The following is a 15,805-nucleotide window of genomic DNA, read 5'->3' on the forward strand; positions in this document are numbered from 1 at the left end:
CGCCGTCATATCTCGACCCGCGCGCCAAGCTCGATCACGCGATCGGCCGGTAATCGCAGATAGGCCGCCACGTTCCCCACATTGTGCAGCATGATCGCGAAGAGCCGTTCGCGCCATAACGCCATGCCGGTGCCCGGCGTGGGCACCACGGTGGCGCGCGAAAGGAAATACGAAATCGTCGCGCGATCGAACTTGAGCCCCGATGACCGGCACTTCTCCAGCGCGGCGGGAAGATCGACTTCGTCCTTGAAGCCGTAGCTGACCGTCACCTGAAAACAGCCGTTGCCGAGCGCCTCGAGGGACACGCGGCGCGTCTCGTCGACCCACGGCACCGGCTCGGTCGTGACCGTCAGGAACACCGTGTGTTCGTGCAGCACGCGGTTATGCATGAGGTTGTTCAGCAGCGAATGCGGCACGCCGCTCGGATCGTTCGACATGAAGATGGCCGTGCCCTCCACGCGTGCGGGCGAGCGCGCGATGAGGCTCTTGAGGAACGGCTTGAGGGGCGTCGCGCCCGCGCGCGCGCGGGCTTCCTGGATCATCATTTGCGCGCCGCGCCCCCACGTCGCCATGACCGTGAACATCACGAGACCGATGGCGACGGGGAACCAGCCGCCCTCCCTGACTTTCAGGCAGTTCGCCGAGAAGAACATCGCGTCGATGACGAAAAAGAACGCCGTCGCGAAGACGCACAGCGCCCAGTTGTAGCGCCACGCGTAGCGGATCACGAAGAAGGTCAGCACCGTCGTGATGAGCATCGTGCCGGTGACGGCGATGCCGTACGCGGAGCCGAGCGCCGTCGACGAGCCGAAGCCGAGCACGGCGGCGACCACCGCGAGCAGCAGCGTCCAGTTGATCCCTGGCACATAGATCTGCCCGATCTCCTTCGCCGACGTGTACACGACGCTCATGCGCGGCAGGAAGCCGAGCTGCATGGCCTGCTTGGTCATCGAATAGGTGCCCGAGATGACGGCCTGCGACGCGATGACGGTCGCGATGGTCGAGAGCACGACCATCGGATAGAGCATCCACGATGGAAACAGCCGGTAGAACGGATTCTGCAACGCGCTCGGATCGGCGATCAGCAGCGCGCCCTGACCGAGATAGTTGAGCGCGAGCGCCGGAAAGACGACGGCGAACCACGTGAGGCGGATCGGCCGCGAGCCGAAGTGGCCCATGTCGGCATAGAGGGCTTCCGCGCCCGTGAGCGAAAGCACGACGGCACCGAGCGCGACGAACGCGAGCCAGCGATGATGCGCGCAGAATTCGAGCCCCGCGAGCGGATTGAGCGCGAGGAGGATCTGCGGCGCGTCCTTGATGTTCATGACACCCGACACCGCGAGTATGACGAACCACAGCACCATCACCGGCCCGAACACCGCGCCGATGCCCGATGTACCGTGCTTCTGCATCACGAAGAGCGCGATCAGCGCGACGAGCGTCACGGGCACGACATAGGGCTGCAAGCCCGGTGCGGCCACTTCGAGCCCTTCCACCGCGCTCAGCACGGAAATGGCCGGCGTAATCACGCCATCGCCATAGAAGAGCGCCGCGCCCATCACCCCGACGAGCAACAGCACGTGTTTCAGCCGCTTCTTCGATTCGACCGATGACGCCGCGAGCGCAAGCAGCGCCATGATGCCGCCTTCGCCGTGATTGTTGGCGCGCAGGATCAGCGTCACGTATTTGAGCGAGACGATGACCGTGAGCGACCAGAAGATCAGCGACACGATGCCGATCACGTTCGCGGGCTGCAACGGCAGGCCGGACGCTGGATCGAACACGGTTTTGAGCGTATAGAGCGGACTCGTGCCGATGTCGCCATAGACGACGCCGAGCGCCGCGAGCGAGAGCCCGAGCAACGCCGGATGGCCGTGCGGCTCGGGCGCGTGCTTGTCGTCGGCCGGAATGCCGGGTGCAGTCGATCCCATGATTCCTCCCTGCCTTTTTCCGGGCCGCCGCGTAGGCGGCCTATTTGTCAGAGGATGAGCGTCTGCGCTGCTGTGTCGATCAAAGCTGGGTCAATCGAAGTATAGAAACGATGCGCGTTCATGTCCGCGCGAGCTTCGTTACGCGTATTTGATCTGCGCGACCGCGCGCAATTCGTCGGCGGTGGCGGTGCCGTAGCCGAAGAATTCCAGATATGCCGGGATCATTTCGAAAAGCATGTCCGTGCCGACCTGCACGGCGCAGCCCTTGTCCTTCGCCGCGCGCAACAGCGGCGTGTACTCCGATTTCATCACCACTTCGCCGACGAACGTACCCGGCGCGATGCGGTCGATATCGAACGGCAACGGGTCTGTTTCCTTCATGCCGAGCGGCGTCGCGTTCACGATCACGTCGAAGCCCTCGGGATCTTTCGTGTCGGTTCTTACGATCAGCTCGGAATAGTGCTCGCGCAGGCGCGACGCAAGTCCTTCGACCGAAGCCGTGTTGGTATCGAAGATCGCGAGTTCCGCGACGCCCGCCGCCGCGAGCGATGCCGCGATCGGCGAGCCGACGCCGCCGCTGCCGAGCACGAGCACGCGTGCGCCTGCGAGCTTGCGGCCCTTGCGCTCGACGCCGCGCACGAAGCCTGCGCCGTCGAACTGATCGCCGACGAGCGTGCCGTCCGACCGTTTGAGAATCGCATTGCAGGCCCCGGCGATGCGCGCGGTCGGACTGACTTCATCCATGAGGCCGACGGTCGTGATCTTGTGCGGCATGGTGACGAGCGCGCCGCGAATGTTCGTCAGCTTGAACAGATGCGGCAGGAACGCGACGTAATCCTCGGGCTTGACGCCCATCGGCACGACGACTGCGTCGATGCCCTGTTTGTCGAACCATGGGTTGTAGATCATCGGCGCCTTGAACGCTTCGGTCGGGTAGCCGAGGTGAGCAATCAGAGTGGTCTTGCCGCTGATCATGGCAGCTCCTTGTGAGGATGTCGCGCTCGCGTGTTCGCGCGCGCCCGTCACCATGATAGTTCGGCTTGCGGTTGCCGCAGTGCGGCATTTGCTCGAGTGTCAGTGACTCGCGCCGAGATAGGCGGCCTTCACCGATGGATCGTTGCGCAACTGCTCGGCCGGGCCGTGTGTCGCGACGCGGCCATTTTCCAGCACGTAGCCGTAATCCGCGACATTGAGCGCTGCGGCGGCGAACTGCTCGACGAGCAGCATCGTGACACCATCCGCCTTCAGCCGCTCGATGATGCGGAAGACTTCTTCGACGAGAATGGGCGCAAGGCCCATCGACGGTTCGTCGAGCAGCACGAGGTCGGGGTTGAGCATGATCGCGCGCGCCATCGCGAGCATTTGCTGTTCGCCGCCCGACAGCGTGCCTGCCAGTTGATTGCGCCGTTCCTTCAGGCGCGGAAACAGCTCGATCGCGCGTTCGAGATCGGCGTTGATGTCGCCTTTCGGGCGTGACCATGTGAGACGCGGGAACGCGCCGAGGAGCAGATTGTCGGTAACGGACATCGTTGCGAAGACGCGGCGTCCTTCGGGTGAATGCGCCAGTCCGAGGCGCGCGATCCTGTGCGACTCGAGCGAGTCGATGCGCTTTGTGTTGCTGCCGACGCCCATTGTGATTTCGCCTTCTGTCGGCCTGATCATGCCGGAGATTGCCCGCATGGTTGTGGTCTTGCCCGCGCCGTTGGAGCCGATCAACGTTACGACCTTTGCCTTCGGCACGTTCAGGGAGATGCCGTGGAGGACTTTTACTTTGCCGTAGCCGGCGTGGAGGTTTTTTATCGTCAGCATGGTGTTTTCGCTGTTGTTTCCGCGGGGTTTCTGGCGGTCGCGTGGGCGTCTATTGCTTTCGTGAAAATCCTGTTTTCGTGTCGGTCTATTTGCTCGGCCCCGCGTGGGGCAACGCTAATAAACCAACACGAATAAGGAAAACATCAAGCCACCTGAGCAGCCTGCCCCCCCAAATAAGCCTTGATTACCTTCTCATTAGCCTGAATCTCGGAAGGCTTCCCTTCAGCAATCTTCTGCCCGAAGTCGAGCACGGAAACCGTATCGCAAACACTCATCACCACATCCATGTGATGCTCGATCAACACAAGCGTAATGCCATGATTTCGCACCTTGCGAATGATCGCGACAAGCTCGCGAATATCCGGCGCGGTCAAACCGGCCGCCGGTTCATCGAGCAAAAGCAATTGCGGATCGAGCGCCAAGGCCCGCGCGATCTCGAGCAGACGCTGCTTGCCGTAAGGAAGATTGCGCGCTTCCTCCGCAGCAACATTCTCCAGCCCGACAAAGCGCAACATGTTGAACGCCCGCTCACGCGCCGCGCGTTCTTCACGCCGATAGCGCGGACTCATCACGCCGACATCCGCGAAGTTCGACCTGAACGTGTGATGCAAGCCGACCAGCACATTCTCCAGCGCCGTCATCTCGCCAAAGAGCTGCACGTTCTGAAACGTCCTCGCAATACCCGACAGCGCAATCTTCGACGACGTCCGCCCCGCAAGCGACTGCCCCTCGTATTCGATCGCACCGGCCGTCGGCACATAGATACCCGTCAGCACGTTCATCATCGTGCTCTTGCCCGAACCGTTCGGGCCGATCAAGCCGTGAATCGTGCCGCGCTTGACCGTGAGGTCCACGTCGTTCAATGCCTTCAGGCCGCTGAACTGCATCAGTACGCCGCGCACGTCGAGGATCGCGTCGGTGCCGTGCGTTCCGACCGCCGACACCGCATCGTCCTCACGCGTGTCGGTCGCGAGTGCATCGGTATCGACCTTCGTCACACGCACGCGGCCCAGATTCAGCGTCTTGCGTACGAAGCCGACGATGCCGTCCTGCAAGTAATACACGACAAGCAGGATCATCAGGCCGAAGATGGTGAGGCGCCAGTCAGTCAAGGCCTCGATCCAGAAGGAAAACACCGCAAGACCCGCCGTGCCGATGATCGGCACCGCCACGCGCTGCGGCGTCGTGGTCCTGCGCGCGAGCGCGAGCACCGCACCCGCGACGACGATCACCGCCAGCGCGGTCGCGACGACGCGAAAGGTCGCTATATCGTCGAGCAACTTCGGCAACATCACAATGACCGTCGAGCCGATGATCGCGCCCGTGCGCGTCTTGCGTCCGCCCATGATGATCGCGAGCAGGAACAGGATCGTCAGCTCGAAGTTATACGTGTTCGGCGAAATGTACTGCTCGGAATATGAATACAGACAGCCCGCGAGTCCCGCGAAGCCCGCGCTGATGACGAACGCATACACCTTGTACCGATAGACCGACACGCCCATGCAGTCCGATGCGATCGGGCTGTCGCGCAAGGCCTCGAACGCTCGTCCGAGATGCGACTTCAGCACGCGATGCACGACGATAAGCGACACGACGAGCAAGGCCGCGACGAGCCAGTAATACTGCACCTCGTCGAGCCGGTGACCCGCGAACATCGGCTTCGGGATCTTGAGGCCCATCGGCCCGTTGGTCAGGAAATCCATCTCGTTGATGAGGATCTGGATGATCGTGCCGAACGCGAGCGTGACCATCGCGAGATAAGGGCCGGACACGCGCAGCGCGGGCAAGGCGAGGATCGCACCGAAGCCGGCCGTCACCAGAATCGAAAGCGGCGCCGTCACGTAGAACGGCATGCCGAGCTTCATGAACAGCACGCCCGCCGTGTATGCGCCCACGCCGAACAGCCCCGCATGACCGAGCGATACCTGGCCGGTATAACCCACCACGATATCGAGCCCGAACAGCAGGATCGCGTAGATCATGATCGTTTCGACGAGGTGGATGTAGTACGGGTTGCCCGACACCACCGGAAATATCGCGAGCGCGGCAAGTCCGGCCAGCGCCGCAATCCAGTTCTTTGCTTTCATCGCCGCCTCAGACTTTCTTGATCGCCATCTTGCCGAAGAGACCTGCGGGCTTGACCGCGAGCACGATCAAGAGCAGCACGAGTCCCGGCACATCCTTGTAGCCGGTGGAAATGTAGAAGCCGGTCGTCGTTTCGGCGATGCCGAGAATCATCCCGCCGACGATGATGCCCATGCCGCTCGACAGGCCGCCGATGATCGCCACGGCGAACGCCTTGAGGCCGAGCACCGCGCCCATCGTCGCGCCGGTCAATGTGAGCGGCGCGATCAAAACCCCTGCAAATGCAGCGGTCAGCGACGAAAGCGCATACGAGAAGGTGATGACGAGCCCCGTGTTGATGCCCATGAGCGACGCCGCATCGCGATCGTTCGCGGTTGCGACCACGGCCTTGCCGAAGATCGTCTTGCGGTTGAAGAACTCGACCGCGAGCATCATCACGAGCGCGCCGCCGACGACGAGCAGTTCCATCGGCAGCACGTTCGCGCCGAACACGTTGAGCGGCGCTTCGGGCAGCGGCGACGGAAAGCGCAGATCGTCGCGGCCCCACACGTTTTCCGCGACGTTCTTGAAGATGATGCCGAGCGCGATCGTCGACATGATCCAGCCGAACTCGGACTTGATCTTGATGGCGGGCCGCACGCCGATGCGCTCGACGAACGCGCCCTGCACGAGCCCGAAGAGGCATACGAGCGGAATCATCAGCCAGTAGTTGACGCCCGCCGAGACGAGCGTGAGGCCGACGAGTGCGCCGAGCATCAGCGCATCGCCCTGACCGAAATTCAGCGTGCCCGATGTGGCGAACGTGAGTTGATAGCCGAAGGCGATCACGGCGTAGATCATGCCGAGGGCTATGCCGCTGTAGATGAGTTGCAGAAGGATCATGGGAGGCTTGCGTTTGGGTGCGATGCGGTTTGCGCTTCTGTGAAATCCTGAATTCGTGTCGCTCCATTGGCACTGCCCCTGTGCGGGGCGGCAGTCACTTTGCAGCAGCAAAGAAAGGATCAGCGCCAAACGGCTCCAGCCCGCTTTGCGGCCGATGGGTCAATCGGGTCCGCCCGTACCTCTTCAGTAACGCGTCCATCTCACTGCATGTACAGACCGATGTTGTCCCTTCCATACCTGTCGGCAGCGCGTGCTGAACCAGCGCCCTATGACTGCTGGCTTGTCAGACCGTGCGCGATCCAAGCCCGGTATTCTTGTGAGGGCGACACTCAGGTAGCCCACGATCACATGGCAAGCATGGCCAGACTGCGTGTGACCGCGGGCATATCGAGCTGCCTTCTTTGGTTACTTTCTTTGCAGCAGCAAAGAAAGTGACTGCCGCGCCGCACAGGGGCGTGCTAAGGTCAATTAGAAGCAGTAGTAGCCTGCTTGCTACGCAAAGTCCCGCCGCCTTTCTTGTCGTCGTCATACGCATAGACCACGCGGCCGCTCTTCACTTCGCCGATCACCGGCACGTTCGGCGAGATCGCTTCGTGATCGCCCTTCTTGAAGGGTTTGTCGTAGACCATCACGACGCCTTCGACCTTCGTGTTCAGGCTTTCGAGCGCGTCCTTAACCTTCGGGCCGTCCGTCGTGCCCGCCTGCTTGATCGCGGCCGCGAGCAGATACACCGAGTCATAACCTTGCGCCGCCGACACTGGCGAATCGATGCGATCGTTCTTCGGCTTGAATTCCTTCAGGTACGCATCGATGAAGGCCTTGCGCTTGGGCGTATTCGCTTCCTGAATGAAGGTCTGCGGCATGCGCGCGCCTTCGCCGTTCGTGCCCGCGTTGTCGATGTAGTTCGCCATCGAAAGCGTCCAGCTGCCGATCAGCGGCACCTTCCACCCGAGCTTGGCCATGCCGTTCGCGATTTGTGCAAGCTCGGGCCCGATGCCATAAGTCAGCACGGCTTCGGCGCCCGCTTCCTTCGCCTTCAGCAACTGGGCCGTCATGTCGACGTCCTTGATGTTGAACTTTTCGACGGCCACGGGCTTCACGCCTTTTGCGGCCAGCGCCTTCTCCAGATCTTCACGGCCGAGCTGGCCGTAGTTGGTCGAATCGGCGAGAATCGCGACCTTTTTGAAGCCGCGCTTCGTCACCGCTTCCTCGACGATCATCGGCGCCTGGATGCGGTCGGCGGCCGCGTTGCGGAACACGTAGTTATCGGGCTGATCGTCGAACTGCTTGGTCACCACCGTGCCGGTCGCGACGTTGTTGAAGACGGGAATCTTCGCTTCCTGGAAGAAACGCTGCGACGCGAGCGCCACACCCGTATTGATGTAGCCGACGACCGCGACGACCTTCTCCTTGTTGATGAGTTCCTGCGCGATCTGCACGCCGCGCTCGTTCTTCGCTTCGTCATCGCGCTCGACGAGCACGATCTGACGGCCCAGCACGCCGCCGGACTTGTTGATCTCCGCGGTGGCGAGACGCACGCCGTCGCGCATGCTGACACCCATGGAAGACGAACCGCCCGTGAACGGCCCATCGACGCCGATCTTGATCGGATCGGCCGCGTGCGCCAACGAGAAAACGCCGAACGCGAGCGTGCTCGCAATGAGCTTCATCTTCATTCCCATGTGTGTCTCCGTCGCCTGATTCGTTATTTGAAGTCCCATGCAACGCGGGAAATGCCAGCAATGCTTTTTAAATGCATTACGCGTTATCGATTACATAGGCTGTGAGCGAGTGTAGAAAAATGTAAGGATATGACCATATTCGGACATACCCGAAGAGCACGAGCGTTAGCGCACACCTGACGCCTCGTAAGGGTGCAGAGCGATGAACCGGCGCGAAAACAGGCATTGCGAAGGCGCGATTTGGACAGCATCCCGAAGCGTTTTTTAAGTCACGGGCAAGCGAAGAGACAGCGGGTATACGCGTAAAGCATCGAATAAAAAACGCGCGGGTTCCCGGAGGATCGCCGCGCGCAACCTTGCGCACTCTCAGGTTCTTTCAGCGAATTTCTTCATGCACCTCTTTAGCGCGGCGCACCGGTTTCGATCGCGTGAGCGAACTGGCGCAGCACCGCGCCCGATGCATCGGTGACGGCCCAGAACGTCATGCCGTCGTGGTTCCAGCGCGCAAGCGCGTAACCGTCGTCGGACTGCGTGACGACCGGCGAGAACGCCTTGTCGTTCGCGTCGCTCTTCACGTCGCCCTTGCGCTCCGGAAACACGTACACGTCGATCGGATGCTTCAGGTAGCGATACACCACGACCGCCACCGGCCGATGATCGATGTAATCCAGCCGCCCGCCGACGAGCGCGAAGCCCGGCCCCGCCGGATCGATCACCGGCGGCGCGTAGTCGATGCGGCCGTTGAACCACGGCTTCACCGTGTGCTTGTCGCTGGAAAGCACGTCGATCGGACGGTCCGACATCAACGCGCGCACATGACTCGACACGATCTCCTGCGCAATGGGCGAAGCGCCCGCTACGCCGGTCATGAGCGGCGCCGCCTGGAACCACAGCATCGTGCCGAGCACGAGCGCGCAGAGCGTCGCGCCCGCGAATGCGCCGCCGAAAAACGGCCAGGGCGCAGCCAGCAGGTCGCTCCAGCCGCGCTTGCCGGCGCGCGCCGGCTCACGTTTGCGGGCGTCCCGCTCGGCTTCCTCCCGCACGCGCGCGAGCACTTGCGCCCGCAGATGCGCGGGTGCGCGCTGATAGAGCGAACCATCGGTGAGCCTCGTATCGAGCGAGGCGGTGTCGTTATTGTCCATTTCCCGACTCCTCTGCATGTCCCGGTCCCGCACGGCGCACGAGGCGCACGCTCGGCTTGTCCTGCCCGCCCTGTGCCGCGCGTACCGCCCCCGCCAGCATCTTGCGACCGCGCGCGAGCCGCGACATCACCGTGCCGATGGGCACGCCCGTCACGGATGCGACTTCCTTGTAACTCATGTCTTCGAGCTCACGTAACACCAGCACTTCGCGAAAGACGATCGGCAGCGCCTCCAGCGCGCGATGCACCAGATGAACTTCGTCGCGGCGCACGGCGAGCGTCTCCGGGTCGGCCGCGCCTTCCTCGGACCAGCCCGGCAATGCTTCGTCGCCGCCCAGCTCTTCGTCATAGGGCGTCGCGTCCGCGAGCTGCACGCGCCGCCGCCATTCCGTGAACCACGTATTGCGCACGATCGCGAGCAGCCATGCCCGCGCGTTCGCTTCCTCGCCGCCCTCGAATCCGCCGAAAAATCGGAACGCGCGCAGATACGCTTCCTGCACGACATCGTCGGCGTCGCTCGCACTGCCCGACAGCCAGCGCGCGAGGTTGTACGCGGCGTCGAGGTGCGGCATCACCGTCGCCTCGAAGCGCGCGTGCATCGCCTCGGCGCCCGCCTGGCCGCGGCGCCCGGACTTGTCTTCTCTCGACCTGCCTGGCCACATCGCGCGAGTCTCCTTTTACAGCCACGTTCGGAAAACATTCCTTCGGGCGCGGCTGGCATTGCTTTTCCGCGCCTTCCCCTCCGTTACTCCCCGCGCGGACGGTTTATTCCCATTTGCGGCAGCGACTCGAAAAAATATAGCGGGAATATCCCGCCCCCTTCGCCGGTTCGATGAACGGATGCCCAAGCGACCTCGCCCGAGCGAGCGGACGTCGCCGGCCTCGCGCCCATGCATCGAGCCGCCGTGGGCGCGACTTTGCCGATTCGAACGACAAGAACCGCGGCCGCAATCCCTAGAGGAACCATCATGACACCCGACCCGACCGCACTGCCGCCCGCGCCGGAACGCGACGAACTCGACGAGCACGGCAAACGCCGCCGCACCGCCCTCTCCTGCATGGCCTGGGCGGGTGCCGGCGTCATTTGGACCGTGAGCGGCGGCGTGCCCGTTTCGCGGCTGATTTCGTCGGCGGAGGCTGCAGAGAAGACGAGCTCGTCCAGCTTCGTGCAGATCAGCGACAGCCATATCGGCTTCAACAAGGACCCGAACACCGAGCCGACGAGCACGCTCGAAGAAGCGGTCAACCGCGTGAGCACGATGAGCACGCGCCCCGCCTTCATGATCCACACGGGCGATATCACGCATATGTCGAAGCCCGCGCAGTTCGACACGGCGACGCAGATCATCGGCCGGGCGGGCATGGACGTGCATTACGTGCCGGGCGAGCACGACGTGCTGGTCGAGGAAGGCAATCCGTTCTTCGAACGCTTTTCCGGGCAGTACGGCAAGGACAGCACGCGCCACTGGTACAGCTTCGATCAGGCCGGCGTGCATTTCATCGGCCTCACCAACGTGATCGACCTGAAGGGCGGCGGCCTCGGCTTTCTCGGCGATGCGCAGCTCGCGTGGCTCAAGGCCGACCTTCAGGGCAAATCGAGCAGCACGCCGATCGTCGTGTTCGCGCATATCCCGCTTTGGGCGCTGTATCCGCAATGGGGCTGGGGCACCGACGACAGCGCGCAGGCGCTCGCGCTACTGAAACGCTTCGGCTCGGTGACGGTATTGAATGGCCACGTTCATCAGGTGGCGCAAAAAGTGGAGGGAGAGATGCGTTTCTATTCGGCGATGTCGACCGCGTTTCCGCAACCCGCGCCCGGCGCGCCGTCCGGCCCTGGGCCCATGAAGGTGCCGGCGGAGCAATTGCGCACGATGCTCGGCTTGCGGGAGGTCACGCATGTCGCGGGACGCGGGCAGCTTGCCATCACCGACACGGCGCTCGCCGCCGCGCAATCATGAACGCCGCCACGATCGCGAGCTACGTCTCGCCTGCCAATCTGCGCCCGCTCGCCGGCAAGTTCCTGCGCAAGGCCGCGTTTGCGCTCGTCGTGAAGGGCGTCATCAGCGCCGCGATTCCGACGGCCTGCGCGCAGGAGCCAGCGCAACAGGTCGCCGTGGCGAACGCGCCGACCATTTCCATCGACAACTTCGCGTTCAGTCGGCCGGCGCTCACCGTGCCGGCCGGCACGAAGGTGACGTGGGTGAATCACGACGACATGCTGCACACCGTCGCCGATGAAGGAAAGAGCTTCAAGTCCGATCCGCTCGACAGCGGCGAGAGCTTCTCACACGTGTTCGACAAGCCGGGCACATACAAGTATTTCTGCTCGCTGCATCCGCACATGACGGGGACGATCGTCGTGCAATGAACGCCGCCCGCCGCGGCGCGCGTGGTGGTCCGGTCAGCCCCGCGCCTTCGCGATCGCGGCGAGGTTGCCTTCGCCGAATCCGTGATGCCCGCGCCGCTCGACGATCTCGAAGAACATGTCGCCGGGCTGGCGCTCGACGAAGGTCTGGAGGAAAAGCTGCGGCGTGCCATCGGGGAGAATTTCGCCGTCGACGAGAATGCCGCGCGTGCGCAGCTTGTCGATGTCGAGGCCGTGGCCCGGAAGCCGTTCGCCGATCTCGTCGTAATAGCGCGCAGGCGGCTGCAGGAAGCGCACGCCGCGCGCCATCAAAGCATCGACGGAAGCGAAGATATCGGCCGATGCCAGCGCGATATGCTGCACACCCTCGCCTTCGTGATCGGGCAGATACTGCTGCATCAGGTCCGTGCGATACGTGCCTTCCTCATAGACCGGAATGCGGATCGAGCCGCACGGCGACAGCGTGACCGCCGAATCCTGCGACACGTGCCAGTCCGGGTGCACCTGATGAATCTCCGAGAAGTGCAGGACTTCACGATAGAAATCGAGCCATTCCTGGATGCGGCCCGCGCCGACGGTCTGCGTGAAGTGATCCACCTCCAGGAGGCCGGTGCTCGACGGTTCAGCGCCCGCGCCCGCGCATGACGAATCAAGCGGACGAAAGTCGATATCGTAGATCGACGCCTCGCCGCTGTTCTTGCCCGGCCAGTGATCGACGAAATAGATATGTGAGTCGCCGATGCCCTGAATCGCCGGAATCGCGAGTTCGTTCGGGCCGATCTTTTCGCCTTCGAAATCCCACGCGCCGAATTCGAGCGCGCGCTCATGGGCGACCTGCGCATCGAGCACACGAATGCCGATGGCGGCGATGCCCACGCCATGCGACTGGGCGAAGCGCGTCGCGAACGAATCCGGCTCGGCGTTCAGCAGGAAATTCATGCTGCCCTGGCGAAAGCGCGTGACCGCCTTGCTGACGTGCCGCGCGACAGGCACGAAGCCGAGCGTCTCGAAGAGCCTGGCGAGCCCCTCGGGATCGGGACTGGAGAACTCGACGAACTCCAGCCCCGCGATGCCGAGCGGATTGTCGCCGAGGGTCGATTCGGGCGTCGCGCGGGCGGAGGAAGAGGAGTCGGGCTGGGTCATCGGCAATACCTCGAAAATGTACGATCTGGTTCACGGACGCAAAACTACCACGACCTGCCGCATCCGTGCGACCCGGCGACTTCAATGGCCGCGATGGGTCCACCTAGAGTAGCGGCAGCGGGATTGCCGTGTCAAAGCCGGGGCAGCCCGACGCGCGCCGGCTTGATCGTACGCGCTTCAGGCGGCGAGCCGCTGCGCGCTCATCGACGGACGCTTCGCCTGCGGCGGGAACACGTTCCAGGTGCCGTCGTCATGGCGGAAGAAGATGATCGCGAGCGGGCCGCCCGGATGCTGCGCCTCTATGCACACATAGCGCGCGCCGGTGACATGCGAGCGGCACAGACGCACGACGCGTGCCGGACGCGCGGGTGTGGGGGCGAGCCACTTGTCGACAGCCCAGTGCAGCGAGTTTTCGATGGTTTGCATGATGGTCTCCCCGGAATCGATGGCAGGACGTGCGGTTCAGGCTGCGAGCGCCGCGTTCATGCGGCGGCGCTCGGCGGCGACATAGGCGCGGAACAGTCCCGACACCGCACGAAGCGCGGCGCGCGGATGCACGAAGCACGCTTGCACCTGACGGCTGCGGGCGCGGCCGTCGAGGCACCACGTGACGAAGTGCTCGCAGTTGTTGGTCAGCAGGTGGTATTGGTCTTCGCCGAGGCGGCTGCGCGCGCGGCGCACCGCTTCCATGCCGACGAACTTCGCGGCCGGGTTCTGACGGATCGTGACTTCGTGGCCTGCGGCGAACTGCGCGACGGTGACTTCCTCGACCGGGCCGCGATGCAGCGACTTCGCAAAGCCGGCATAGTGGATGACCATGCCGTTGCCCGCATAGATGCCGTGGTGTTCGTAGCCCGAGCGGCGCGTGACGAGTTCGGTGCCGAGCGCCGGTTCGTCGTCGAGCGAGAAACCGCTCGCGGCGGCTTGCTGGTCGATCACTCCGGATTGCTGGTTGGTTGACATGGCTGGCTCCGATGCTTTTCTGCTTGGCGCCAGGGTGTTTGTTTGGCGCCGGGTTGCCATGTCATTTGCATCTTCCTTGCCAGCCCTCATAACTTATTGATTTTGCTAGATTAACCATTGTTCGCTGCCGATTCGCAACGAGGTTGTGTGCTTGGCCAGCCAACACTTTCGAAGTGTGTTTGTTGGGTTGCATGCGCCAGAACGCGTCTCGCCCGGCCGCGTGCCTGCGAGCGTGGGAAGCGCCGGCATGTGTTGGTTGTTCAGCACTGCGCCAACATCGCTTGTTGGCGAGGACCCAACGGATGTCACCCCTCGCGATGCGGCCCATGCCGCGAGAACGCCGCCCGATCGGCCACGCGCGGAAAAACGCTAGGGCGGCCGCGGATCGGCATGGGCCTTGCATTGACTCCGGACGTCCTGCTCACAGGCCCATCCCGGAGAAAACGACATGTGCGCCCTCACCGTCACCGATCTTGAATACGACCGCGAGCTGGATCACGCGGCGATGTCGGCCATCAGCGGCGGAGGCGGTGCGCCGTGGGTGTACGGCTGGATCACGCCCTACGTGGATCGTCCGTCGGGCGGCGCAGGGGCAGGCGGCGCCGTGGTGACTCTCATCGACGTGACCAACAACGTCTATGAAGTCACCAACAACATCACCAACATCACGGTCGGGCAGATGGTCAATCAGTTTCAGAACGTCGCGGTCAGCAACACGGGCAACGGCGCAACGCTTACGGTCAATCCGAGCTCGGTGGCAGGCAATCGCGCGGGTTGAACGGTGCATATCAAGATTCGCTTCGGGCGCGCGTTGGTTCACAATGAGCGGGACCGTCCGCGACGCGCGGCCGACGCCGCGCCACCCAGGATTCCGGAGGTTGCCGTGACCTTCAACACTGAGTTTCGATGGACTTCCGCCGCCCGCACCGACACCGGCTGCGTGCGGCAGATCAACGAAGACGCGCTGCTCGACGCCCCCGAGCGCGGCTTGTGGGCCGTGGCCGACGGCATGGGCGGACACGCGGTCGGCGATCTTGCGAGCCGCATGGTGATCGAGAGCCTGGCGAGGGTATCGGCGGCGAACGACCTTACGGGCGTGATTGACGATGCGCGCACGCGGCTTCTCGACGTCAACGATGAGTTGCGCGCGGAAGCGGCGCGGCGGACGGTATCGCGCATCGGCAGCACGGTGGTGCTGCTCGCGGCGCGCGATGGCGCATGCGGCTACATGTGGGCCGGCGACAGCCGCATCTATCTGCTACGGCAGGGGCGCCTCGTGCAGCTCACGCGCGATCACAGCCATGTCGAGGAACTCAAGGCGCGCGGTCAATTGACGGCGGAGGAAGCGCTGCATCATCCGGCGCAGCATCTGATCACGCGTGCGGTCGGCGCGCTCGACGTGCTCGAACTCGACGAAAACACGCTCGCATTGAACGACGGCGATACGTTCCTGCTGTGCAGCGACGGCTTGTCGAACGAGGTGAGCGAAGCGGAGATCATCAGCGAACTCGCGCCGGGGAATTGCGAGATGGCGGCGCAAAGGCTGCTGGAGATCGCGCTGGCGCGCGGCGGGCGCGACAATATATCAGTCGTCGTCGTGCATGCAGAGGATTTGACGGCGCCGGACAAGACGCAGGTGAATCCGTCGGTTTAGCGGCGTTCAGGAATGACGCCGTTGCTGAGTCTGCAAAAAATCGACGTCGGCGTCCTTCATCTTCGCCGACCGCGCGCCGAGATGATACGGATCACATCCGCCAATGACGCGGACAAGCACTCGACGCCAAGATGCTTTGGGCGGTCAGGC

General features: G+C 63.4%; 15 protein-coding genes. 4 read left to right on the forward strand and 11 right to left on the reverse strand.

Going from position 1 to position 15,805, the window contains the following annotated elements; genetic code table 11:
* Positions 1 to 5 precede the first annotated feature (5 nt).
* The 8 genes from NCT32_RS17545 to NCT32_RS17580 all read right to left on the reverse strand — a co-directional run bounded on the left by NCT32_RS17545 (position 6) and on the right by NCT32_RS17580 (position 10,192).
* Complete coding sequence (locus tag NCT32_RS17545) at positions 6 to 1,931, reverse strand: potassium transporter Kup (protein ID WP_250477424.1); 1,926 nt, start codon at positions 1,929 to 1,931, stop codon at positions 6 to 8.
* Between the two features lie 138 nt (positions 1,932 to 2,069).
* On the reverse strand, positions 2,070 to 2,906 hold the full coding sequence (locus NCT32_RS17550; RefSeq protein WP_061115783.1) for a shikimate dehydrogenase: 837 nt from the start codon (positions 2,904 to 2,906) through the stop codon (positions 2,070 to 2,072).
* Positions 2,907 to 3,005: 99 nt separating this feature from the next.
* Positions 3,006 to 3,740, reverse strand: a complete 735-nt coding sequence (locus NCT32_RS17555) for an ABC transporter ATP-binding protein (RefSeq protein WP_061115782.1) — start codon at positions 3,738 to 3,740, stop codon at positions 3,006 to 3,008.
* A 143-nt stretch (positions 3,741 to 3,883) separates the two neighbouring features.
* Positions 3,884 to 5,827: a branched-chain amino acid ABC transporter ATP-binding protein/permease gene (locus tag NCT32_RS17560; RefSeq protein ID WP_061115781.1), complete on the reverse strand. Its 1,944-nt coding sequence runs from the start codon at positions 5,825 to 5,827 to the stop codon at positions 3,884 to 3,886.
* Between the two features lie 7 nt (positions 5,828 to 5,834).
* Positions 5,835 to 6,707 carry a branched-chain amino acid ABC transporter permease gene (locus tag NCT32_RS17565; protein ID WP_061115780.1) on the reverse strand — a complete coding sequence of 291 codons (873 nt, stop codon included), beginning with the start codon at positions 6,705 to 6,707 and terminating at the stop codon, positions 5,835 to 5,837.
* 464 nt (positions 6,708 to 7,171) lie between these two features.
* Positions 7,172 to 8,383: an ABC transporter substrate-binding protein gene (locus NCT32_RS17570; RefSeq protein WP_409219295.1), complete on the reverse strand. Its 1,212-nt coding sequence runs from the start codon at positions 8,381 to 8,383 to the stop codon at positions 7,172 to 7,174.
* 407 nt (positions 8,384 to 8,790) lie between these two features.
* Entirely contained in the window at positions 8,791 to 9,531 is a 741-nt protein-coding gene (locus NCT32_RS17575) for an anti-sigma factor (protein WP_061115778.1), read from the reverse strand.
* Positions 9,521 to 10,192 carry an RNA polymerase sigma factor gene (locus NCT32_RS17580; RefSeq protein WP_061115777.1) on the reverse strand — a complete coding sequence of 224 codons (672 nt, stop codon included), beginning with the start codon at positions 10,190 to 10,192 and terminating at the stop codon, positions 9,521 to 9,523. The genes NCT32_RS17575 and NCT32_RS17580 overlap by 11 nt, the downstream gene beginning before the upstream one ends.
* Positions 10,193 to 10,498: 306 nt before the next feature.
* Between NCT32_RS17580 and NCT32_RS17585 the strand changes: the two genes are divergently transcribed.
* Together NCT32_RS17585 and NCT32_RS17590 are read left to right on the forward strand one after the other, a co-directional pair.
* Positions 10,499 to 11,488, forward strand: coding sequence for a metallophosphoesterase (locus tag NCT32_RS17585; protein ID WP_250490459.1), 990 nt, complete (start codon positions 10,499 to 10,501; stop codon positions 11,486 to 11,488).
* Positions 11,485 to 11,898 carry a cupredoxin family copper-binding protein gene (locus NCT32_RS17590; protein WP_061115775.1) on the forward strand — a complete coding sequence of 138 codons (414 nt, stop codon included), beginning with the start codon at positions 11,485 to 11,487 and terminating at the stop codon, positions 11,896 to 11,898. The genes NCT32_RS17585 and NCT32_RS17590 overlap by 4 nt, the downstream gene beginning before the upstream one ends.
* A gap of 33 nt (positions 11,899 to 11,931) precedes the next feature.
* Here the strand turns inward: NCT32_RS17590 and NCT32_RS17595 are convergent, their stop codons facing one another.
* The 3 genes from NCT32_RS17595 to NCT32_RS17605 form a co-directional block, all read right to left on the reverse strand.
* The gene (locus NCT32_RS17595) at positions 11,932 to 13,038 is read right to left on the reverse strand and encodes a 4-hydroxyphenylpyruvate dioxygenase family protein (protein ID WP_061115774.1); all 1,107 of its coding nucleotides are present in this window, start codon (positions 13,036 to 13,038) and stop codon (positions 11,932 to 11,934) included.
* Between the two features lie 177 nt (positions 13,039 to 13,215).
* Positions 13,216 to 13,464 (reverse strand): hypothetical protein, encoded by a 249-nt coding sequence (locus NCT32_RS17600; RefSeq protein WP_061115773.1) that lies wholly within the window; start codon positions 13,462 to 13,464, stop codon positions 13,216 to 13,218.
* A 36-nt stretch (positions 13,465 to 13,500) separates the two neighbouring features.
* Positions 13,501 to 14,001 (reverse strand): lecithin retinol acyltransferase family protein, encoded by a 501-nt coding sequence (locus NCT32_RS17605; RefSeq protein ID WP_061115772.1) that lies wholly within the window; start codon positions 13,999 to 14,001, stop codon positions 13,501 to 13,503.
* A 448-nt stretch (positions 14,002 to 14,449) separates the two neighbouring features.
* Here NCT32_RS17605 and NCT32_RS17610 point away from each other — a divergent pair, with 448 nt between their 5' ends.
* Both NCT32_RS17610 and NCT32_RS17615 read left to right on the forward strand, forming a co-directional pair.
* The gene (locus NCT32_RS17610) at positions 14,450 to 14,779 is read left to right on the forward strand and encodes a hypothetical protein (protein ID WP_061115771.1); all 330 of its coding nucleotides are present in this window, start codon (positions 14,450 to 14,452) and stop codon (positions 14,777 to 14,779) included.
* A gap of 105 nt (positions 14,780 to 14,884) precedes the next feature.
* Positions 14,885 to 15,655, forward strand: coding sequence for a PP2C family serine/threonine-protein phosphatase (locus NCT32_RS17615; RefSeq protein ID WP_061116072.1), 771 nt, complete (start codon positions 14,885 to 14,887; stop codon positions 15,653 to 15,655).
* Positions 15,656 to 15,805: the final 150 nt, after the last annotated feature.

It is taken from the genome of Caballeronia sp. INML2 (assembly GCF_023631365.1).
Classification (GTDB): domain Bacteria; phylum Pseudomonadota; class Gammaproteobacteria; order Burkholderiales; family Burkholderiaceae; genus Caballeronia; species Caballeronia turbans.